Origin of the sequence: Kitasatospora sp. NPDC127060, assembly GCF_042724935.1 — a bacterium.
Lineage (GTDB): Bacteria > Actinomycetota > Actinomycetes > Streptomycetales > Streptomycetaceae > Kitasatospora.
Window position 1 is genome coordinate 28,654 of the sequence record NZ_JBHXEG010000058.1, and the last position, 19,573, is coordinate 48,226.

A 19,573-nucleotide genomic window follows, 5' to 3' on the forward strand; every position below is an offset into this window, starting at 1 on the left:
CGGCCGCACGCCCGAACCACCCGGCACCACCGCCCGCCTCGCCCCGCTCCCCCGCACCTTTCTCCACCCCACACCGCCTTCGGCGGCACACCTGCGCCACCGACGCGATGACGGCCCGGCGAACCACTCCGGCCCCGCGCCCACCGCCCGCCTCACCCCCGTTCTCCCGCCACCTCCTCCACCGCACGCCCTCCGACCGCCCAGAGCCCCGTCCCCACGATCCCCGGCACCGTCAGCACCGCCGCCCCCGCGACGACCCAGCCGCAGGCCGCCCACGGCACCACCGGCACCACCGAGCCGGTGACGGCCCGGCTGAACGCCCCGGTCGCCGCGCCCGCCACCGCTGAGCCGAGCAGGACCCCCACCGCCGTGGTCAGCGCGGCCTCGACGGTGAGCATCCGCAGCAGCTGCCGCCGCGTCGCCCCGACCAGCCGCAGCAGGGCGAACTCGCGGCGCCGGTCAGCGGTCAGCGCGACCAGGGTGTTGACGGTGGAGACCGCCGCGAAGCAGACCAGCAGGCCGAGTTCCGCCTGTCGCAGCCAGACGTCGCTCGCCTTGGTGACGCTGGTCGTGGCCCCGCTCGCCCTGGCCGCCTGCTCCGCCGTACCGGTGAGGACTAGCATGGTGGTGGCGAGCCCGACCAGCAGGGCGACCGGGACCACCGCCGAGGAGAGCCGGACCGCGTAGCCGCGCATGTTGGCGTCCGCCAGCCAGCCGACCCTGGGCAGCAGCACCCGGGCCGGGGCGCCGAGCAGCGTCGCCAACAACCGGGCCGCCACCGGCCCCAGCAGGGCGACCGCGACCATCAGCACCAGCGAACCGAGCAGGGCCGCCTGCCCTGCCTTGTCCAGTTCCCCGGCCGGTCGGCCGGCGGCCAGCCGCAGCAGCAGCACGCCGCCCGCGAGCACCGCCGCACCGGCCAGCAGCCGCACCACGCCCATCCTGGCCTGACCGGCCGCACTGTCGGTCAGCGCGGCGGCCGGCGCGGGCCGGGTGATCCGCCGGACGGTGAGCGCGGTGGCCGCCAGGCCGACCAGCAGCGCCACCGCTAGCGCTGTCAGCACCGGCACCGGCGTCGCCGGTATCCGCAGGCCGGGCGCTGCCATCCCGCGCCGTTGCAGCGCGTCGAGGAAGGCCCGGGCGGCGAGCAGGCCCGCCGCACCGCCGGGGACGGCCGCCAGCAGGACGGTCGCCGTGATCTGGAGGCGCACCAGCCGCCGTATCTGACGGGGCGTCGCCGCGACCGTCCGCAGCAGGGCGAGGTCGCGGTGCTGCTGCCGGAGCGTGAAGCCGAGCGCGTTGACCACGACGAACAGCGCGACCAGGACGGCGATCTCACCGAACGCCCCCGCGATCACCATCAGCCCCGGTCCGGCCACCACCGCTCTCGTCACCGCGGCCGGGGCCGTGAGCTGGGCGGCGACCAGCGAGCCGAACAGGGTCACCGTCCCCACCGCCAGGAACAGCGCCGTCGCGAGCCCGGCGAAGGCCGCCGGTCGGCGCCTGATCTGACCGACCGCCAGGGCCGGCACGGAGCCGCGCATCGCCCTCACCCGCCCAGCCGGCTCAGCCGCTCGCCGACCTGCGCGGCCGTCGGCCGGACCAGTTCGTCGACCAGCGTGCCGTCGGCCAGCAGCAGCACCCGGTCCGCGTAGCCGGCGGCCACCGGATCGTGGGTGACCATCACGCACGTCCGCCCGTCCTCGTCCACGCCCGCGCGCAGCAGGTCGAGGATGTCGTGCCCGGTCGCCCGGTCGAGGGCGCCGGTGGGCTCGTCGGCGAACAGCACCTCGGGCCGGGCGGCCAGGGCGCGGGCGATCGCCACCCGCTGCTGCTGGCCACCGGAGAGCCGGCCCGGCCGTTCGTGCTCCCGCCCGGCCAGCCCGACGCGGGCGAGCGCCTCCCGCACCCGGGCCCGCTCCGGCGGGTGCCCCGCGAGCCGCCCCGGCAGTTCGACGTTCTGCGCGACCGTCATCGCGGGCATCAGGTTGAAGGCCTGGAAGACGAACCCCACCCTGGTGCGCCGCAGCTCGGCCAGTCGGCGTTCGGGCAGGCCGGACACCTCCGTACCGCCCCAGCGGACGGTCCCCCGGGTGGGGCGGTCCATGCCGGCCAGGCAGTGCAGCAGGGTGGTCTTGCCCGAGCCCGAGGGCCCCATCACCGCCGTGAAGGTGCCCGGCGCGAAGGCCACCGAGACCCCGCGCAGCGCCCGGACCGCGGTCGTGCCGCGCCCGTACTCGCGGTGCAGCCCCTCGCCGCTGAGCGCCGCACCCGTCACTCCGTCGTGCGCCGCCCCGACGGCGGCCGTGGTCATCCCGTTCATGTCCCCAATCCTGGACATCCGGGACCGCCCGGTCGATTGTGCTGGCACCCCAATCCGGGGTTCGGAAAACCGAACCCCGCAGGTGGGGCCAGACCCCGCCGCCCACTGGCCCTACGCCCCCTCGGACCGGTTCCGCGCTTCCCAACTCCGGATCGCGTACGCCCAGGAGTCGTACCGGTACTCCGCCCAGGGGAGCGGTCCGACCGCTGGACCGCCGCCGCCGTCCCCGGGTCGTCCCGCCGGGCGAGCCCGTACGCGCCCACCAGCCGGGTCCGCTGCTCCGCCTCGTCCAGCAGCCCGGGGAGGGCGGCCACCAGCCGGGCGTCCGCCGGGAACCCGATCCGCCATCATCCGCTCCCCCGTCAACGGAACCGCCCCGCGCAGACGGTCCCGCCACCTACGGCCGGGCCCTCACCCGACAGCCCCCAGCGGCCCCAGCCCGACAGCCCGACAGCCCCCAGCGGCCCCGCCCCGACGGGCCCCCAGCGGCCCCGCCCGGGACCATGATCCCCGCCACAGAAAACCGGCTGCCATCCGGGCCGTCGAGGAGGAATCATGATCAGGTGACCATCGACCTGCTCCCCGGCCACGGCGTCCGCCTGCCTGGCCCGCTGCCCGAACTGCGGTTCGGCCTCGCTGAGGCAGCGGTGCTCGCGCTGCTGGCCCCACACGACGAACTGCTGCCGGACGGGGTGCACCCGACCTTCGTCTGCGGCACCCGCTGGGCCCTGAGCTTCCGGCTCCCCGGTGTGAACGTCACGCTCTCCGCGCACGAGGACGACGCTCTGGCGAGCGTCTGGGTGAGCCGGAACCCGCGCGACGATCGGCCCGCCTGCCCGGTCGGCTACCTCGGGATCGACGTGTTCGGTTGGCCGGGCCGGGAGTTGGCCGAGGCCCTGCGCGCCCAGGGCCAGCCCGTGCCCGACCCGGACCACGGCAACCTGCGCCACGGCCCGCTCCACCTCCGCGCGGACGCCGGTCGGCCACCCCGGCCGGCGCCCGGCCGCAAGCCGCGCCACGAGGCGCCCTACCACTTCGACTTCGTCTCCCTCCACTGCACCGCTCCCGAGGCCACCCGATGACCCCGATGACCCCGCCGGACCCGTCCCCGTACCCGACCGGCACCGCCACCGGTCCGCACGACGCCGCCTTCCTCCCCCGCCTGGAGCTGTCCGCGCGCCCGGCCCAGCGGCCGATCACCGAGCCGGTCCCCAAACTCGGCGGCGAGCCCTGCTGGCTGGCCGAGCCCACCTGGCCGCTCACCCCCGGCACCGGCGATCCTCTGGTGTTCATCGGCCAGTTCCCCGTCCCCGGCGAGGAGTTGCGGCTGGCGTACCTCTTCCTGGCCGAGGTCGAGCAGATCATGGGCGGCATGGACCCGGAGGCCGGGGACGGCGTGCTGCTCGTCCAGCCGGGCGGCCGGATCCCGTCCTTCGCCGTGATCGGCCCGCCCGGCACCCGGGGTCGCACGCTCTGGCGCCACGAGCCCGGGAGCGACGCGACGATGCCGGTCGAGTTCCACCTCGACCTGCTGGCGCTGTCCGCCGAACTGGACCACTCGATGGACGAACGGGCCGCGTTCCAGCGGTACTTGCGCCACGAAGGCCCCGAGGTCCGGTTCCCCGACGGCGGCCACGTCTACGACCACCTCGGCGGCCTCCCGTCCTTCCCCAACGGTCAGGCCCGGGTGCCCGCGCCCTGGCAGTACCTCTTCTCCCTCTCCGACGCCCCGGACGACGACGACCCGTACTTCCTCAACTTCGGTTACGGCGTCGGCACCGGCTTCCTCAGCCCGGACGGCCTGGAGGGCCGCTTCTACTGGGAGATCCCTTAGCGGCACCGACCCGCGCCCACCGACCCCGTCCGGCTCCTCTCCGATCCCTTCCGACTCCTCTCCACCACTCCCGACGCCACAAGGAGTTCGCATGACCACCACCCCCCTCACCGTCGCCGTCCTCGGCCCGGGCGGCGTCGGCGGCCTGATCGCCGGCCTGCTCGCGCGCGACGGCCACCGCGTCATCTGCCTGGCCGGCGAGCAGACCGCGGCTGTCCTCGCCCGGGACGGACTGCACGTGCGCAGCACCCAGTTCGGCGAGTTCACCGCCCGGGTGGAGGCCGCGACCGAGCTGCGCGAGCCGGTGGACGCCGCCTTCGTGACCGTCAAGGAGACGTCCCTGGCCGCCGCACTCGACCGGATGCCGCCGCAGGCCCTCGGCACCGGCATCGTGGTGCCGCTGCTCAACGGCCTGGACCACATGGCTCTGCTGCACGAGCGCTACCCGGCCGGGCGGGTGGTGGCCGGGGCCATCCGGGTCGAGGCCACCCGGACCGCACCCGGCCGGATCGAGCACGCCAGCCCGTTCGCGGCCATCGAACTCGCCGCGCCCGTAGAGGAGTTCGCCGAGCAGCTGCGGCACGCCGGGCTGGACGTCACGCTCCGCGAGGACGAGACGGCGGTGCTCTGGAGCAAGCTCTCGTTCCTCGCGCCCTTCGCCCTGCTGACCACCCGGCACGCCGACGAGATCGGCGTCGTACGCACCGAGCACCGGGACGAACTCCTCGCCGTCCTGGCCGAGATCACCGCCGTCACCGCAGCGGTCGGCGCCCCGGCCGACCTGCCGACGCTGCTCGCCGCCTTCGACCGGATCCCGGGGACGATGAGGTCCTCGATGCAGCGCGATGTCGAAGCGGGCCGACCGACCGAACTCGACGCCATCGGCGGCGCGGTACTGCGGGCCGCCGAAGCCCACTCCGTCCCCACCCCGACCATCGCCCGGCTGGTGCGGGAACTCTCCTGACGAGCTGGCTCGAAGTCGCGTGAGCAGTACCGGCAGGCAAGCCGTGCGCTTCCGTGCCCGTAGCCGAGACCCCGAGGCTCCGGCCCCGCCGCACCTGCGACGGCACTACCTCTCCCGGTTCGGAACGGTGGAGCGGTCGGCGCCGGAGCCCGGGGGCCTGGCCGCGGTCCCCGGGCGGCGCGCGAGCGGGACGCCGTCAGCACCACCCACGCGGGGTCAGCCGCCGTTCGTTCTCCATGAACGCCTGACTACCCGGCACCGTCGGGAATCTCTGTAGCCGAGGCCGCAGACCCTCGCCGTTCCTTCCCGTCCAGCGCATCGGGCAGGCCCGCCAGGCGGACAGCGCCGCCGTCCGGCCCTGGCCGGTGCCGACGTCCCACACCCGGTGTGCGGGTTCCAGTCGCAGGCTGTCCAGCATGTCGGCCACCACGCCGGGCGCGGACAGCGACGACGACGGGATGCCCGCCGGCGACCTGGGTGATCGCGGCCGAACTGACGTCGCCGTACACCTCGTCGGCCCAGGCGTCCGGGTCGGCCGCGCGGTCGACCGGCACGTACGCCCAGCCGCCCCAGCTCCACAGTCGCTCCGGCGCGAACCGGTCGCGGGGCAGTACGGCGAAGGCCTCGCGCAGCCACGGCGCACCGGTCGGCCACTGCCCGTGCCGCTCCATCTCCGCGTCCAGGGCCCTGCGCTGGGTGGCCAGGACGTCGTCGTCGCTCACCCGTACTCAGTCCTTCTTGTGCCTGCCCGTGCCGGCGGCCAGCTTCTCCACCTTGCCGTCCGCGTTGTTCGGGGGCGGATCGCCCTTCCCCGGATCCGGTGCGGGCTTGGAGTGGTCACCCGTGCGCGTCCCCTTCGGCCGTGATGGACAGAGTCGTCCGCCATCCTGGCGCAGCCGTGCACCGGACGGCAGGGGGCGTGTGGGCCCTTCCGAAGGGCGCGCGGCGGCGGAGGCATTCGCCCCTCTCCACGAACCTGCCGCCCCGCCCACCCCGCCCACCACTCACGCGGCCCGGCGCCGATCGCGTTGACGCACCGTTGACCGGTTGTCTACCCGGCCCTGTTGTCATGCCCTGCATCCGCCTGCACATCCGCACGCGGTCCGCCGAGCGTAGGAGACTCCCGTGTCCCACCCGTCCACCCGCACCCACCGTCCGGACGCCGGCGCCCGCCGCCGCACCCGGCTGGCGGCCCTGGCTCTCGCCGTCTCCGCGATGTCCGCGAGCGGCGCCACGCTGCTCGCGGCGCCGGCGAACGCCGCGCCCACGGGCGTGGTCGAGCAGATGGTCACGATCCAGGACCACCAGAACCACCACTCGCTGGCCAGCGCCGACGGCGAGGGCTCGCGGATCGTCGCCCGTAGCTACCAGGACGCCTCCACCTCGTTCTGGATCTCCAACAAGCCCGGCGACCGGGTCGACTTCGCCCGCAACGTCAACGGCACCGAGCGCGTGCTGGAGATGGACACCCGGGACGGCCGGACCACCCAGTTCATCCACTGGTGGGCGGGCGACAACCAGCAGTGGACCCTGGAGTCCGCCGCCGAGGGCGGCACCTACCTCCACAACGCCAACGGCAACGGCTGCCTGACCTACCACGGCCTCGACCGGGAGGTCACCGTCGAGGGCTGCGACGGCACCATGTCCCAGCGCTTCGACCTGGTCGGGTCGGGCACCGGCCCGGGCCCCGGTCCCGGCCCGGTCACCTCCGACCAGCAGCGCTTCCTGGACCGGCTGAACGCCGTCCGCGCCCAGTACGGCAAGGCGCCGGTGCGGCTCAACTCGACGCTCTCCCAGGCCGCGAAGTGCAATGCCGACCAGATGGACCAGCGCCGGGTCTCCGGGCACTTCTGCGACTCGGGCAGCATCGCGGCGGGCCTCGGTTACACCGGGCGGGGCTTCGGCGAGATCGCCTTCTACGGGCCCACGAACATCGACGCGGCGGTCGACGGCTGGATCAACTCCCCCGGCCACCTGGGGATCATGATCGGCAACTACAACGAGGTCGGCCTGGCCCGCACGGGCACGGCCTCCTGGAACGCCGACTTCAGCACCCGCTGACCTCGGCACCCGCAGACGTCAGCACCCACAGACGTCAGCACCCGCTGATGTCCGCCGGGGCCGCTCCACCTCCCCGGAGCGGCCCCGGAGCGGCCCCTCGCCCTCCACGAGGGTGTGAGGTCAGGGACTCAACCGCCGCTGGACCCGAAGGTGCCGGAAACGCGGAACGCGTCACCGCTGATACCGCCGAGGCGGGCCGACCAGGCCGGGGCGTCGTCGAAACCGACGTCGTCGCTCACCAGACGCGCGGCAGCGAGGTTGGGGGGTGCGTTGCCTTCGTCCAGCAGGACGGACCACTGCTGTGCGGTGAGTGCCAGACAGCGCAGACCGTGAAGATCGGCCAGGACGGCGAGGTCCTGGGTGTCGACTCGGGAGCGGTCCAGGCAGCGCAGGTTCGGGACGGTGCGCAGCGGTGCGAGGTCGGTCGCGGCCGTGGTGCCCAGGTTGAGGGTGGCGAGGTGGCGGTGGCCGGCGATGGGGGTCAGGTCGTTGCCGTCGAGGGTGACCCGCAGGGCCTCGACGGGCAGGGCGCGGACCGGGGCCAGGTCGGTGGTCGCACCGTTGTGGTGGTGGAGTCGTCGCAGGTTCGGGGCGGCGGTGAGCGGGGTGAAATCGACTGCGCCGGACGGGCTGTTGATATGGATGTCCTGGAGGGTCGGCGGGATCTGCGTCGGGATCTCGTTCACGACCTCGTTGTGGCTGGAGCCGCCCGCGCGCTCCAGAAAGCGGATGGAGCCGTCCTCCACCTCGTAGGCGCCTTCTTCCAGCAAGTCCAGCTCGATCTTCGACACCTTGGTCCCGTGCCAACCGCATCGCCGCGCGAGTTCGACGGCCGAGAGGCTGATGTCCCGGCGCAGTTCCTTGAGCTGGGTCCCGAAAGCGCGCTTCGCGGACTCGGATGGTTCTTGGTCCGACATGTCGTTACGGCTTGTACTTACCGTTGGGGACGCCGAGCGACCAAGCCCGCTCGAACGCGTCGTTGCAGAACCTGACCACGTCCGGATCGGTTGAGAGCTGGATGTCGGTCTGCTGGTTGTCTCCCCCGATGAGATTGAAGATCACCAGGTCATCCCGGATCAGACAATCGTTCCCCGGCAGCGGAAGAGCCGACACGAGAGGGCGGGGAAGCCACCGAAGATGTTCCTCGGGGTCGGCCAGCTCGACCGCCATGCGCTGTAAGCATCCAGCGCCGGCAGAGCATGCCCGGTCAGGGTGTCAGCTCGTGCTGGGTTCCCGACATGGGCCGGAGGGCGATGCGGGTGTAGTACTCGGTGGCGAGGATCCGCTCTCGGGCGTCGGCGCTCAGGCGGAACAGGAGGCTGGGCAGCGGACGGTCCCTTCCGAGCTGGCTGGCGTGGGCGAGCACCGCGGACCATTTCTGCGTCAGCCAGGGACGGACGTCGATGGTCGCGGTGACGTGCTCGTCGGGAACGCTGAGGGCGGACTTGCCGACCCGGGTGAGCAGCGGACCCAGGTCGGCGACGGCGGAGTCCGGGTGGGTCGCGCAGTAGAGGGCGTGGGGCTGCCAGGGTTCCCCGGCATCGGGGTAGGAGTGCCGAAGTGCGGCGGCCTGGACGGCGAGCAGGGCGACGCGGTGAGTGTGGACGTGATCGGGGTGTCCGGTCAGCCCGCCGTGGGCGTCGTGCGTGACGACGACCTGGGGCCGTACCTCGCGCAGGATCCTGACGAGTTGTCCGACGGCCTCGTCCAGCGGCGCGTCGCACAGCCGTGGCCGCCCGGGCGCGGAGTCGGGGACGCGGTGGTCGGCCCACCCGAGCAGGCGGGGCTCGCCCGCTCCGAGGATCCGGACCGCCTGGGCCAACTCCCTCGCGCGCTGCGTACCGTGCGCCCAGGTGGCGGTGACCACCGTCGTCCGGGCGCCGGCGGCGGCGTGCTTCGCGAGAACGCCGCCGGCCACCAGGGACTCGTCGTCGGGGTGCGCCATCACGGCCAGCAGGCCGGCTGGTCCGTCTGTCTTCTGACCGGAAGTCATCTGGCGGTGCTGGGTGACGCGGGCGTCGGGGCCGGTGGTCACAGGCCTCCCTTGCGCCAGTCTCCGTACGTCCACTGGCCGTCGCCGGCGTCCTGGAGGCCGACGCGGTGTCGCTGGTCCGCGCCGGTCATGGAGGTGTAGGTCGGGCCGGACATGACGGTCGTCCCGTCGTAGGAGACCTTGTCGGTCTGCAGCCGGAAGCCCCAGCCGTTCGACTTGTCGGCTTGTGCCCAGACGGAGTGGCACTTCTTGGAGTAGCGCAGCCACGCGTGCACAGCCTGGTGGTGTCCCGGGGGGACCGCGGTGTCGGGAATCGTCTGCGCGTCCGCCGCGCAACCGGTCGCCTTCGGGCTCTGGCCGTCGCAGGCATTGCCGTGGCAGGTCGTCGCGGCAACGGCCGCGGTGGGTGGCAGGAGTGTCGGAACCAGCACTGTGGCGGCCGCGAGAACCAGGGCAAAGGCCCCACGTGATACGCGCATTGTCCATCCTTTCCGTCGGCAGCCCCGGCGGAGGCCGCTCTGCACTCATGTGAGTACAGCCGGCACCACCGTGTGCGAGCACGGGACTTGGGACATTCACCCGAAAGGGGACGCACTGGGGCACCGCGACACGTGATGCCGTGGGCGGCAGCATCGGCCTCCCCGTGCGTGGTGATCTTGAAATGAGTGAGGACCTTCTGGCCAGGTGTGGATTGCGACAGCTTCACCGGCGACCAGAAAGGCCCTCATGCCACACCGTAACGCGCCGCTGACCGAGACCGGACGTCTGCGCCTGGCTCGGTGCGTGGTCGAGGACGGCTGGCCGCTGCGGCGGGCCGCCGAGCGCTTCCAGGTCTCGCCCACCACCGCGAAGCGCTGGGCCGACCGCTACCGCGCGCTCGGCGAGGCCGGCATGAGCGACCGCTCCAGCCGGCCTCACCACAGCCCGCGCCGGACCCCGACCCACACCGAGCGGCGAATCATCAAGGTCCGCGTCCTGCGACGCTGGGGCCCAGCCCGCATCGCCTACCTCCTGCGGCTCAACCCCGCCCCCGCTTCAGTGGTACCAGGCCGAGCCGGTGCTCTGGCTGCCGTTGGAGATCGCTATGGCGACCGCGTGGACGACGCTGTCGTGGTAGAACTGCCCGGTGTCGCCGCTTCCACCGGGCCCGTAGGAGATGGTCTGGGAGGTCTTTCCCCCGGTTTGGTCGTTCCGGTCGAAGATGGTCAGCCAGCAGGTGGTGGTGTAAGAGTCCAGGTGACCGTAGGCCCAGTTGGCCGAGAGGTTCAGATGGCCGATGCAGCCGGGAACCGAGATGCTCACCGAGCCGGTCGTCCCGGCGTGGGCGGCTCCCGACAGGCCGACGACGCTGATGCCCGTCAGCGAGGCGGCAGCGATGATTGCTCCGATACGACGACGCATGGTTCCTCCGTGATCCGTGGGCCCGGGGTGCTGAAACGGTGGACAACCATGCCCCCCGGCGCGGGGCGCCTGGCCGTCCGCGCAGCATTCTGCCCGTGCGCCGCCGGTCGAGGAACGCTGTTGGCCGGACGTTTGCCTGACGCTTCGCGCCCGCGAACAAGCCCCTGGCTCACGGGCTCCGGCGCCCTCGTGTCACCCGACGGGCACCGTCTCAGCCGCCGAGACCGACGTCGGTGAAGAGCACGGGACTCAGGCCGAGCGGGCCTCCGAAGGGGGAGTTCAAGGCGTAGATGAGGACGACCATGAAGGCGATGAGGCTGGTGAAGCCCGCCGCCAGAACCAGATGGGTACGGTTGCGCTCGATCCCGAAGAGGAACATCAGGCCCAGGGTGAGCGCACCGCCGGCGATCAGGCCGAACCCCAAGACGCCCGACATGCCCCGGCGTCCGTCCGCCTCCCGACCGTGGCGGGCCTGGTAAGCGGCGGAGATCTGCCCGAACGCCGGCTGGTCCAGCTGCAGTTGCGCGCTGCTGGTGGGCTCGAAGGACCCCCACGCGTTCTGCACATCGTGCAGCAGCACCCAGCCGCGCGCGCCCAGCGGTTCGCGCTGCTCCATGAGGGGCCGTTCCTCGCCCCGCACGTAGGCGGCGTAGGTCATCGTCGCCGAGCGGGCCCGCTGGGCGTCGGCGGGTGGCAGCCCGTCGGCGAGCAGATACGTCTGCTGCAGTGCCCCCGCCTCGGCACTGATGTCGGTATTGGCGTCGTCCTTGGCCTCCCACGCCGAAACCAGCGCGACGCCCAGCACCAAGGCGTACAACACACCGACCATCATCGTCAGGTACTCGGCCGTGTCGTCGCGCGCGCCTCGTCCGTCGAGGCCGATCGCCTGGTCTTACGGCTGTTGAGGAGAGCAGCGCCCCCGGCGACGACGAATCCGGCGACAATGTCGATCACTCCCCTTACCTGTCCCATGGTGCCCCTGAGGATTCGTCGGTGCGGCGCCCTGCCCTGCCGCGACGCCAGGCGATGGCTCCGGCGGCGATCGCGGGAACGAACAGGAGCATGAAGAACAGCAGCAGGAGGTTGCGCGGCAGCGGGGCGTTGCCGCGGCCGAAGCGGCCGGGGTGCAGCAGGGGTGACGACACGTGGCCTCCCCCGGCGTGCGGTGAAGGGGAGCCGGAGGGTTTGGGCGAGGCGGTACTCGAGCCGCTCGGCGGGCTCTTCACAGGCTTGCGCCCGTTGCCCGCTGCCCGCTGCTCCGGCTCCGGGTGCACCAGCTCCCGGTGCACGAGCTCCGGGTGCACCAGCTCCTCCTGCTCCGGCTGGCCTCGGTCCGGTCCCGCAGCCGGCGCCAAGCCGTGACACCGGAGCAGCCCACGGTTTCAGCGGGGACGTCGCGCCAGGCGACACCGGTCCGCAGCACGTACATGATGCCGGCGAGGGCTGTCCTGTCCGGAACGCGATGTCTCCCGGGACGGCGGTGTCGTCGGTCGGGAGCGGGTGGCAGCAACGGGGCCACCCGCTCCCACAGGTCGTCCGGAACGAGATCAACACGCACCCGGACACTCTGCAGCACACGGTCGCTGAACGCTGGGCGTGCGGCTCAGCTCGCTTCGACGCGCTCGGCCGCACCGGTACCCGGCGCTCCGGGCAGGGTGGTGGCTCGGGCTCGGCGGATCGGCTTGCCCGGGCGCTGTTCCAGGAGCTCCTTGCCGTCCCGGATGATGGGAGTTCCGTTCACGAGGACGTGCCGAAAGCCGGTGGAGTGCTGCGCGGGCGCGGTGAACGTCGCGTTGTCCTGCACGGTGGCGAGGTCGAACACCACGATGTCCGCGTCCGCGCCGACCTGGATCCGGCCCTTGCTACGCATCTGCGGCACCGACTTCTCCAGGATCTGCGCCGGGATGAGGCTCGTCCTGCGGATCGCCTCGACCAGCGACACCTTGGGCTTCTCCCCGTCGGCGCCACGCGCCCAGCGGGAGAGGAAGCGGGAGAAGCAGCCGGCCGACCGCGGGTGAGCGAAGGCCTCCGCGGGCAGCGGCCAGACATCGCCCTCGACCAGGGTGCCGTCCTTGTTCACCCACGGCATCGCGTCCGACGCGATCGCGGCCCCGGGGAACAGCACGGACAGGTCGAGCAGTTCGGCGTCCTCGGGCTTGTCGTCGGGGTGCAGGAAGTGCATGTTGACGACGGTGCCGGGCGCGTTCTTCTGCAGTTCGTCGATCTTCTCCTGGGTCATCGGTTCGCCGTTGAGCTCCATCACCGAGGCGTCTTCCGCCCCCCAGCGTGCGAGCCAGTCCCCCCGGAAGACCTCCGCACCCACGGTGCTCGAGCACCCGCCGTAGGGGTACGACTCGACGGTGACCGGTACGCCGTTCTCCTGAGCTTCGGCGATGAGTTCCACGCAGGCCTTGACGTCCCGGCCGGCGTTGGCGTTGAGGTGGCAGATGTGCATGTGCGCGCCGGTCGCCGCGGCGAGGGAGATGAGTTCGCCGAGCGCCTCGAAGCCGCTTTCCGGCTCCTGGACGGAGAGGTAGCGCACGTGCGTGAAGGTCGGCACCTTGTGCTTCGCGGCGAGTTTGGCGAGCGCGTGGTACTCCTTGCGCCCGTAGCCCGGCGCGTAGCCGCCGTTGATGCCGATGCCCAGGCCGCCCTCCAGCAGTCCCTTCTCGACGCGGGCGATGATGCGCTCGACCTCGCCGTCGTCGGCCAGGCTGTTCTGCCAGCCGTCGCGCGAGAACGCCTCCTGGAACCACACCAGATCAGCCTTGGGCTCCAGGCCCTCCTTCTCCGCGATGCGGGCGTACGTCCACGCGACGGAGGCGCCGTAGTTGATCGGGCGGCCCTCGGCGGCCACGTTGTCGTAGAACTCCCCGATCGGCAGCAGTCCCGATTCCAGTTCGAGCGCGGTGGTCACCCCGTCGAAGGCCTGCATCCACGCTGCGGGCAGCTGCTGGCCGTGCGAGTGGAGATCGATGAACCCGGGGGCGACGACCAGGCCCTCGGCGTCGATCACCGTCGTGCCCTCCAGCGGCTCGGGTGCGATCGCCGCGACCCGGCCTCCCGTGATCCCCACGTTGAGGACCTCGTCGACCTCCCTCTCGGGGTCCACCACGCGCCCCCCGACGAGGACAATGTCATACGGGCCGGGCTGGTTCTGCTGTGTCTGGCCCGCTTGCGGGTTGCCAGTCATCGGTATCTCCCTGGTCGCCGAAGTGATTCGTACTCGAACCCGAGCAATCCTGGCAGGCCGTCAGCTCGCAGCGCCCCACTCAGGGGTGGGGTTCACCCGATGAGTGGAACCCGGGCACGGCCGTCCGAAACCGGCCGTCCACTGAGAACTCCACGATGGCCGCTGCCGGCACGGTTGGACAACGTCCCCGTCCGGCGGCCGGGCTCGTGTCGCTCGGCAGACACCGCCCAGAGTTGATCGACTGGCACGTCCGGGTAGGCGGCCTGCCGTTCTCGACCTGGAGCCCGGCCAAGCCGGCCGACTTCCTGGTCGCCGAGGGGGGTGGTCGACGACATCAGCCACGAGGGCCTGCGGGTCCTGCTCCGCGAGGAAGGCGTCTCCTCTTCAAAGCGTGAAGACCTGGAAGGCCTCCCGCAACCCCGACTGCGCGGCCAAGAAGGCTGGCGTCGAACACCTCTACGCGATCGCCGACGGCGAGGTCATACCCGAGGAAGGTGAGCCCGAAGTCATCTTCCGCATGGACGAGTTCGGCCCGCTCAACCTCCAGCCCCACCCCGGCCGGCAGCAGGCCGAACACAGCGGCAGACACCAGGACCCCGACCGCGAGCCCAGACCCCGCCAACGGGCGACCTACACCCGCCCGCACGGGGTGCGGCACCTGTTCGCAGCCTACGACCTGGGCAAGGACCAGCTCTACGGCCACATCAAGAAAACCAAGAACCGGTCCAAGTCCGGATCGAGGCCCAGTTCACCGCCGTGCGCTACTTCACCCTCGACGGCACCGACCACCCCGGCTTCGAACTCGTCTCGCGAGTCGTCGTTCAGCACCGTGTGCGTCTCAGGTGACGGCTGCTCGGCGCTGGCCGGGCCCGCCCGTCAGTCGATGCCTTCGATGATGCGGAGGTCGCGCTCGAAGCCGTCGGGGAGGGCCGCCAGCGCCTTCTGGTACGCCTCGCTCTCGTATGCCGCGACGGCCTGTTCAAAGCTGTCGAACTCGATCAGAACGGCGCGTTGCGTGATTCCGGCCTCACGGGCGACGACTCGAGCGCCACGGGACAGGAGGCGCCCGCCCCCAGCCCGGACAGCCGGACCGGCCAGCCTGTCGTAGGCAGTCAGCCTCCCAGGGTCGGAGATGGCGGGGTAGACACTGACCCAGTAGCCCTTGGCCATGGAATCCTCCTGTGTTCGGCCGGACGAGGTCCGACTTCGAATCGACACTCAGATCGATCGATCCCGGCATGCGCAGGCTAGGGCTTGATGTGCGCCCGGGGGAAAGACCGGTACGGAATAGACTCAGAACGGATCGTTATCAATCGGCAGGGAGGGCACGTGGCACCGGATACGGTGAGCCTGCGGTACTTCCTGGTGCTGGCACAGGAGTTGAACTTCACCCGCGCGGCCGCACGGATCGGTATCGCACAGCCCGCGCTCAGCGCCCGGATGCGCCGGCTGGAGGCGGAACTCGGCACGGCCCTGCTGGCCCGCAACACGCGTAGCGTCGTATTGACCGCGGCCGGTGCGGCGTTGGCGGAGTCCGCGCCGCCCGCGCTGGCGGCGCTGGACCGGGCATGGGACACCGCCCGGAGCGCGGCGGCCGGTGAACTGGGCACCCTGCGCATCGGATACAGCCTCAGCGCCGGGGCCGAGACGGCACCCGCCCTGGTGGACAGGCTGATTCGCGACAACACCGGACTCAAGGTCGGCGCGGTCCCGATGGCGACACCGGAGATCTCCCCCGCGGTCGCCGACGGCCGCATCGATGCCGGGATCACCCGCGGTGAACAGCCGGGCCGTGGCGTGCGCCGGTTCCTGCTGCGGCGTGCGCGCGTCGGTGTCCAGCTGGCGCAACACCATCCGCTGGCCGAACACCCGGAGATCGAGGTCGCCGACGCGGCCGCGTACCCGCTGCGCCTCCCGGACCGTGCGGCCAACCCCGTGATCCACGATCAGCTGTCCGCACTGTTCCGAGACACCCAACCACAGCCCCGATTCCACACGTCCGCAGTCTCTTTCGACATGTCCCAGCGCGACCTGCGCGACGGGGTCACGCTCGCCCCGGCCGGAGAAGCCGCGGCCACGGCACAACCGGCCGGTCTCACCTGGCGACCGCTGCGGGGCGCACCCAGCCTGACGATCCACCTCGTCCTCCCACGCGAGCAGTCGCCACTGCACCGCCGCATCCGTGCCGCCGCCAAAACCCTGGCGCACGAGCTGCACTGGCTGCCGGACTGACGCACAAGCGGTCGAGCGAGCCGGACGCCTGCGGTGGCGAGGCCGAAGACCGGGGTCCGGCGGACCTGCTGAATGTCCGACACGACCTCACTACGCCGGCAGATCAGCATCCGATGACGGCCCGGATTCGGTCCGAGTCGTACACCGCGGCGACGTCCTTGCCCAGCCCGAGATCTCGACGGATAGCGCGCCTTCGCCGACGCCGAACCGGACAGGCACGGATAGCCGGCGGGAACACCCGTCGTCAACGGCGTCCATGGCGTCGGTCAGCGCTCGACACCAACCACCGTTCCATTGCTCCCCGAGGCCGGGGGCAGACACGCGTGGCGCGGCTGCCCCCTTTCGGCGTGTGAGGCGACGGGGGCCCTGGACCGGGAGCCGCAGCCCCGGGACGGTGAAGCTCGCAGTGATCGGGCTCCTTGGGTCTCCGAGGCGCTCACCCGAAGATCGCCCGCGGCTCACCGGTGAACCACACGTTGTCGATCCGCACCCGGTGCATCAGCCAGCGCTCACCGTCACGGTGCAGCTCGACGTCGTAGCGGTTCTTGAGCAGCGCGCGCGTCGCGGGGGCGGCGGTCAGCAGGTGCTGCGCCTCGACGAGGCCGGTGAGCCGGGCCCGGTCGCCGGCCACGGTGATACGGGGGTTGGTGACCTGATGGGTGGTGGCCACCCGCCCGGCGAACATGCCGAGGATGGTCGTCACGATGTGGTCCCGGCCGACCATCACCGGGGGCTCGGCGCCCCATGCGGCGGCCGCGGGGCGGAAGTCCAGTTCGGCGTCCGGGGTGAAGGAGGAGGCGAAGAGCTCGCGGTCGTGGAGGTCCTGGCCGAGGCCGAAGCGGAGAAGGGCGTCCAGGATCTCCGTCCGGTCGCGAAGCTCGGCGGCGACGGCGGCCGGGTCGGAGGCGGGTGCGGCGAGGGCGCGGTCAGTGGTGACGTACACGGTGAAACTCCCGGTTGGGTGGCTGTCGTTGGGCGATGGGTCCACCCTCCCGTCGGAGCGGTCGGACGATCAATGAGAGGCTGCGCAACGATCGTGAAGCGAAGATTAACGATGTAGCTGGAGAGAGGCGGTACGGATGCTGGAGCGGCACGAAATCGAGGCATTCCTGGCGCTCGCCGAGGAACTGCACTTCGGGCGGACGGCTGAGCGGCTGCACGTCTCCACCGCACGGATCAGCCAGACCGTACGGAAGCTGGAACGGCGTTTCGGCGCACCGCTGTTCGTCCGGACGAGCCGCCGGGTGGAGCCGACCGCGCTCGGGGCGCAGCTGGCGCAAGAGCTGCGGCCCGCGTGGGAGGCGGTAGGCGCCGCCGTCCGGCGGGTCGCCGACGCCGGGCACGGCCGCACCGGAACACTGCGGGTGGCGTTCGCGGGCCCGGCGGCCGGGCAGTTGCTCGTCGGCGTCGCGGAGCGGTTCCGGGAACGGCTGCCCGGCTGGGAGGCGGTGCTCCGGGAGGCCGAACTCGTCGACCGCATAGGCCTGCTGCGCGCGGGCGAGGTGGACCTGGTGTTCGCGGAGTACCCGTTGCGCGAGCCCGATCTGGTGGCGGGTCCGGTCCTGGTGAGTGAGCCCCGGATGATCGCCTTGCCCGCCGGTCACCCGCTCGCGCAGCAGGACTCTGTCACACTGGAGGAGCTGGCCGGGATCCCGCTCGTCCAACTTCCCTCCGCCGTACCGGAGTCCTTCCGCGCCGACCGCACCCCGATGCGGACGCCGACCGGCCGACCGATCCCATCCGGCCCGGAGGGCGGCACACTGAACGAGATCCTGACCCTCGTCGGCACGGGCCGGGCCGGCTTCCCGCTCGGCGCCCAGGCCCGCCGCTACCACCCCCGCCCCGATGTCGCCTACCGCCCGCTGGCCGACGCACCCCCGGTGCGGTGGGGCCTGCTCCACCACCGTGACCGCGCGACGCCCGCCACGGAGGCGTTCAGCCACGCGGCCCAAGACCTCGTGGGCGCCGAGGGTTAGCCTCGCCCCGCCCGAAGCCGGCCTCACCCGTCGAGCGGATCACCCCGGCATGACGGCCCCGGCCCAGGCGCGAAGACCACCGGTCACCCAAGCGGTCATACGGGATGCGACCGGGCGTGATCGACCGCGAGTACGCCAGGCGCACAGCCCAGGAGGACCTGGACCGCAGTTACGCGGGACGGCTGGCGGTGTCCGGAGTCGAGGAGCACGAACTGGTCTGGGTCGTCTACTGGCCGGATCACCGCCATGCACCCGCTGCGGAAACGCGTCCCGGGCCTGACTCACACCGAAGTCATCGAATACGAGACTGCCCTGTAGACCGGCACCGCACCAGAGCCCGCCTCGTCGTCGCTGCAACCAAGGCACTAGTTCCGCCTCTTGATCCGGTTCTCGCCGTGAGGACGATCCACCCCGGGACGGAGCCGCAGCGACGACAGGACGGGCGGAGCTGGGTGGCCCGGTCCGGGGCTTCGGCCAGGACGCCGAGGGTGCGGGTTGCGGTGTCGAACCCGGCCGGGGCCCAGTGCGTGGCGGCATCGGGTCCGACGACGGCGGCCCACCGGTCCTGGGTGCTGCCGCCCGCCGCCACCGGCCGCAGGCCGTCCCGCGCTCAGGGACGGGTAACCCTTCACGGGCCGAGGCCGACTTACGAGGCGAGGCCGGCTCACGGGCCGACGCCGGCTCACGAGGCGAGGACCGCGGCGAGCTCGTCCGGCCGGGCCGCGAACGGGGTGTGACTGCCGGGCAGGGTGTGCACGGTGAACGGGTTACCGGGGAAGGCCCGGTCGGCTTCCGCGATCATCAGGTCCTGCGTGGCCGGTGGCAGCGCCCGGTCCTCGGCGCAGCGCAGGAAGGTTCGTGGGATGCGTCCCCACCGTGCCGCGGTCAGGATGACCCGAGCCGTCGGGATCGCCAGGGGCAGATCGGGGCTCAGCGCGGACCGCCACCGGTCGAAGCGGTCCGGCGGGGTGTCGTGGTAGTGGGTTTCCCGCAGTTCGTCGAGATAGGCGGGATCCGGTGAGAGCGGATTGATCCGGATGGCGCCCAGGGCCTCGGGGTCGCCGAGGTTCAGGTTCCGGCCGAGCGCGGTGGCGTTCTCGGGTGAGGCCAGGTAGTCGCGGAACCGCGGCCGCCCGCCCGGGACGAACGCGGACAGGTAGACGAGCCGGTCCACCAGCTCGGGCGCCCGTTCCGCGGCCAGGGAGGCGGGACCGCCGCCCGCGCTGTGCGCGACGAGCACGACGGTGCGGTGGTGACGCACCTGGCGCAGGACGCTCAGTACTGCCTCGGCGCAGTCGTCCATCGTCAGGGCGGCGAGCCGTGACCTCTCGGTCAGCAGGCCCGGCTGACCGGGCAGCAGGTACCCGGTGGGCAGGGGTGCGTCGAAGCCGTGCCCCGGCAGGTCGACGGCCACGCTCGCAGCGCCCAGTCCGGCCAGCGCGCGCTGCGTCGCCGCCCACTGTCCGGAGCTGTGCCAGGCGCCGTGCACGAAGACGAAGAGGGTGTCGGTCAGCGGTGCGTTCTTCATGGCTCCATTCCAGACAGGAACCACCGCGCCATCCATTCATAGATCTGGTAAGTGACGTGGCGATATCT

20 protein-coding genes and 3 pseudogenes are annotated in these 19,573 nt (G+C 72.1%); 8 read left to right on the forward strand and 15 right to left on the reverse strand.

Annotation, left to right across the window (positions count from 1 at the left end; translation table 11 throughout):
* Positions 1–152 precede the first annotated feature (152 nt).
* Positions 153–1,544 (reverse strand): FtsX-like permease family protein, encoded by a 1,392-nt coding sequence (locus ACFWIS_RS27600; RefSeq protein WP_380460292.1) that lies wholly within the window; start codon positions 1,542–1,544, stop codon positions 153–155.
* A gap of 5 nt (positions 1,545–1,549) precedes the next feature.
* Positions 1,550–2,323 (reverse strand): ABC transporter ATP-binding protein, encoded by a 774-nt coding sequence (locus tag ACFWIS_RS27605; RefSeq protein WP_380460290.1) that lies wholly within the window; start codon positions 2,321–2,323, stop codon positions 1,550–1,552.
* A 563-nt stretch (positions 2,324–2,886) separates the two neighbouring features.
* Between ACFWIS_RS27605 and ACFWIS_RS27610 the strand changes: the two genes are divergently transcribed.
* The 3 genes from ACFWIS_RS27610 to ACFWIS_RS27620 all read left to right on the forward strand — a co-directional run bounded on the left by ACFWIS_RS27610 (position 2,887) and on the right by ACFWIS_RS27620 (position 5,121).
* Positions 2,887–3,405: a hypothetical protein gene (locus ACFWIS_RS27610; RefSeq protein WP_380460288.1), complete on the forward strand. Its 519-nt coding sequence runs from the start codon at positions 2,887–2,889 to the stop codon at positions 3,403–3,405.
* Complete coding sequence (locus tag ACFWIS_RS27615; RefSeq protein ID WP_380460287.1) at positions 3,402–4,157, forward strand: hypothetical protein; 756 nt, start codon at positions 3,402–3,404, stop codon at positions 4,155–4,157. The genes ACFWIS_RS27610 and ACFWIS_RS27615 overlap by 4 nt, the downstream gene beginning before the upstream one ends.
* 91 nt (positions 4,158–4,248) lie before the next feature.
* Entirely contained in the window at positions 4,249–5,121 is an 873-nt protein-coding gene (locus tag ACFWIS_RS27620; RefSeq protein WP_380460285.1) for a ketopantoate reductase family protein, read from the forward strand.
* Between the two features lie 196 nt (positions 5,122–5,317).
* On the opposite strand, the gene ACFWIS_RS27625 is transcribed toward ACFWIS_RS27620, so the two are convergent.
* The gene (locus ACFWIS_RS27625; protein WP_380460283.1) at positions 5,318–5,539 is read right to left on the reverse strand and encodes a hypothetical protein; all 222 of its coding nucleotides are present in this window, start codon (positions 5,537–5,539) and stop codon (positions 5,318–5,320) included.
* Positions 5,540–6,246: 707 nt separating this feature from the next.
* Between ACFWIS_RS27625 and ACFWIS_RS27630 the strand changes: the two genes are divergently transcribed.
* Positions 6,247–7,182, forward strand: a complete 936-nt coding sequence (locus ACFWIS_RS27630) for a CAP domain-containing protein (RefSeq protein ID WP_380460281.1) — start codon at positions 6,247–6,249, stop codon at positions 7,180–7,182.
* 128 nt (positions 7,183–7,310) lie between these two features.
* On the opposite strand, the gene ACFWIS_RS27635 is transcribed toward ACFWIS_RS27630, so the two are convergent.
* The 4 genes from ACFWIS_RS27635 to ACFWIS_RS27650 are packed head-to-tail and all read right to left on the reverse strand — an operon-like array spanning position 7,311 to position 9,654.
* Entirely contained in the window at positions 7,311–8,099 is a 789-nt protein-coding gene (locus ACFWIS_RS27635; RefSeq protein ID WP_380460279.1) for a hypothetical protein, read from the reverse strand.
* A 4-nt stretch (positions 8,100–8,103) separates the two neighbouring features.
* The gene (locus ACFWIS_RS27640; RefSeq protein ID WP_380460277.1) at positions 8,104–8,352 is read right to left on the reverse strand and encodes a DUF6879 family protein; all 249 of its coding nucleotides are present in this window, start codon (positions 8,350–8,352) and stop codon (positions 8,104–8,106) included.
* Positions 8,353–8,389: 37 nt separating this feature from the next.
* Complete coding sequence (locus tag ACFWIS_RS27645) at positions 8,390–9,175, reverse strand: PIG-L deacetylase family protein (RefSeq protein WP_380460313.1); 786 nt, start codon at positions 9,173–9,175, stop codon at positions 8,390–8,392.
* Between the two features lie 38 nt (positions 9,176–9,213).
* On the reverse strand, positions 9,214–9,654 hold the full coding sequence (locus ACFWIS_RS27650; protein WP_380460275.1) for a DUF2690 domain-containing protein: 441 nt from the start codon (positions 9,652–9,654) through the stop codon (positions 9,214–9,216).
* A gap of 247 nt (positions 9,655–9,901) precedes the next feature.
* Here ACFWIS_RS27650 and ACFWIS_RS27655 point away from each other — a divergent pair.
* Positions 9,902–10,198 (forward strand): annotated as a pseudogene (locus ACFWIS_RS27655) (leucine zipper domain-containing protein); the annotation flags it as partial.
* A 12-nt stretch (positions 10,199–10,210) separates the two neighbouring features.
* Here the strand turns inward: ACFWIS_RS27655 and ACFWIS_RS27660 are convergent.
* The 5 genes and pseudogenes from ACFWIS_RS27660 to ACFWIS_RS27680 form a co-directional block, all read right to left on the reverse strand.
* Entirely contained in the window at positions 10,211–10,576 is a 366-nt protein-coding gene (locus ACFWIS_RS27660) for a hypothetical protein (RefSeq protein ID WP_380460320.1), read from the reverse strand.
* A 211-nt stretch (positions 10,577–10,787) separates the two neighbouring features.
* A complete protein-coding gene (locus ACFWIS_RS27665; protein ID WP_380460273.1) occupies positions 10,788–11,396 on the reverse strand; it encodes a hypothetical protein in 609 nt (202 codons plus the stop codon).
* A gap of 139 nt (positions 11,397–11,535) precedes the next feature.
* Positions 11,536–11,721, reverse strand: coding sequence for a hypothetical protein (locus ACFWIS_RS27670; protein WP_380460271.1), 186 nt, complete (start codon positions 11,719–11,721; stop codon positions 11,536–11,538).
* Between the two features lie 197 nt (positions 11,722–11,918).
* Positions 11,919–12,134, reverse strand: a pseudogene (locus ACFWIS_RS27675) (transposase); the annotation flags it as partial.
* 45 nt (positions 12,135–12,179) lie between these two features.
* Positions 12,180–13,769: an amidohydrolase family protein gene (locus ACFWIS_RS27680; protein WP_380460269.1), complete on the reverse strand. Its 1,590-nt coding sequence runs from the start codon at positions 13,767–13,769 to the stop codon at positions 12,180–12,182.
* A gap of 260 nt (positions 13,770–14,029) precedes the next feature.
* On the opposite strand from ACFWIS_RS27680, the pseudogene ACFWIS_RS27685 reads away from it, so the two are divergent.
* Positions 14,030–14,499 (forward strand): annotated as a pseudogene (locus ACFWIS_RS27685) (IS630 family transposase); the annotation flags it as partial.
* 146 nt (positions 14,500–14,645) lie between these two features.
* Here the strand turns inward: ACFWIS_RS27685 and ACFWIS_RS27690 are convergent.
* Positions 14,646–14,939 carry a DUF1330 domain-containing protein gene (locus tag ACFWIS_RS27690; RefSeq protein WP_380460267.1) on the reverse strand — a complete coding sequence of 98 codons (294 nt, stop codon included), beginning with the start codon at positions 14,937–14,939 and terminating at the stop codon, positions 14,646–14,648.
* A 159-nt stretch (positions 14,940–15,098) separates the two neighbouring features.
* Here ACFWIS_RS27690 and ACFWIS_RS27695 point away from each other — a divergent pair, with 159 nt between their 5' ends.
* Positions 15,099–16,001: a LysR family transcriptional regulator gene (locus ACFWIS_RS27695; RefSeq protein WP_380460266.1), complete on the forward strand. Its 903-nt coding sequence runs from the start codon at positions 15,099–15,101 to the stop codon at positions 15,999–16,001.
* Positions 16,002–16,437: 436 nt separating this feature from the next.
* On the opposite strand, the gene ACFWIS_RS27700 is transcribed toward ACFWIS_RS27695, so the two are convergent.
* The gene (locus tag ACFWIS_RS27700) at positions 16,438–16,944 is read right to left on the reverse strand and encodes a nuclear transport factor 2 family protein (protein WP_380460264.1); all 507 of its coding nucleotides are present in this window, start codon (positions 16,942–16,944) and stop codon (positions 16,438–16,440) included.
* A gap of 136 nt (positions 16,945–17,080) precedes the next feature.
* Between ACFWIS_RS27700 and ACFWIS_RS27705 the strand changes: the two genes are divergently transcribed.
* On the forward strand, positions 17,081–17,977 hold the full coding sequence (locus ACFWIS_RS27705; RefSeq protein ID WP_380460262.1) for a LysR substrate-binding domain-containing protein: 897 nt from the start codon (positions 17,081–17,083) through the stop codon (positions 17,975–17,977).
* Positions 17,978–18,659: 682 nt separating this feature from the next.
* On the opposite strand, the gene ACFWIS_RS27710 is transcribed toward ACFWIS_RS27705, so the two are convergent.
* Positions 18,660–19,505: an alpha/beta fold hydrolase gene (locus tag ACFWIS_RS27710; protein WP_380460260.1), complete on the reverse strand. Its 846-nt coding sequence runs from the start codon at positions 19,503–19,505 to the stop codon at positions 18,660–18,662.
* Positions 19,506–19,573 lie beyond the last annotated feature (68 nt).

Bases quoted from the DNA above. Each gene is read 5' to 3' on its own strand.
- ACFWIS_RS27600 (WP_380460292.1), bottom strand. From the start codon at position 1,544: ATGCGCGGCTCCGTGCCGGCCCTGGCGGTCGGTCAGATCAGGCGCCGA.
- ACFWIS_RS27605 (WP_380460290.1), bottom strand. From the start codon at position 2,323: ATGAACGGGATGACCACGGCCGCCGTCGGGGCGGCGCACGACGGAGTG.
- ACFWIS_RS27615 (WP_380460287.1), top strand. From the start codon at position 3,402: ATGACCCCGATGACCCCGCCGGACCCGTCCCCGTACCCGACCGGCACC.
- ACFWIS_RS27620 (WP_380460285.1), top strand. From the start codon at position 4,249: ATGACCACCACCCCCCTCACCGTCGCCGTCCTCGGCCCGGGCGGCGTC.
- ACFWIS_RS27625 (WP_380460283.1), bottom strand. From the start codon at position 5,539: ATGCTGGACAGCCTGCGACTGGAACCCGCACACCGGGTGTGGGACGTC.
- ACFWIS_RS27635 (WP_380460279.1), bottom strand. From the start codon at position 8,099: ATGTCGGACCAAGAACCATCCGAGTCCGCGAAGCGCGCTTTCGGGACC.
- ACFWIS_RS27640 (WP_380460277.1), bottom strand. From the start codon at position 8,352: ATGGCGGTCGAGCTGGCCGACCCCGAGGAACATCTTCGGTGGCTTCCC.
- ACFWIS_RS27645 (WP_380460313.1), bottom strand. From the start codon at position 9,175: ATGACTTCCGGTCAGAAGACAGACGGACCAGCCGGCCTGCTGGCCGTG.
- ACFWIS_RS27650 (WP_380460275.1), bottom strand. From the start codon at position 9,654: ATGCGCGTATCACGTGGGGCCTTTGCCCTGGTTCTCGCGGCCGCCACA.
- ACFWIS_RS27660 (WP_380460320.1), bottom strand. From the start codon at position 10,576: ATGCGTCGTCGTATCGGAGCAATCATCGCTGCCGCCTCGCTGACGGGC.
- ACFWIS_RS27680 (WP_380460269.1), bottom strand. From the start codon at position 13,769: ATGACTGGCAACCCGCAAGCGGGCCAGACACAGCAGAACCAGCCCGGC.
- ACFWIS_RS27690 (WP_380460267.1), bottom strand. From the start codon at position 14,939: ATGGCCAAGGGCTACTGGGTCAGTGTCTACCCCGCCATCTCCGACCCT.
- ACFWIS_RS27705 (WP_380460262.1), top strand. From the start codon at position 17,081: ATGCTGGAGCGGCACGAAATCGAGGCATTCCTGGCGCTCGCCGAGGAA.
- ACFWIS_RS27710 (WP_380460260.1), bottom strand. From the start codon at position 19,505: ATGAAGAACGCACCGCTGACCGACACCCTCTTCGTCTTCGTGCACGGC.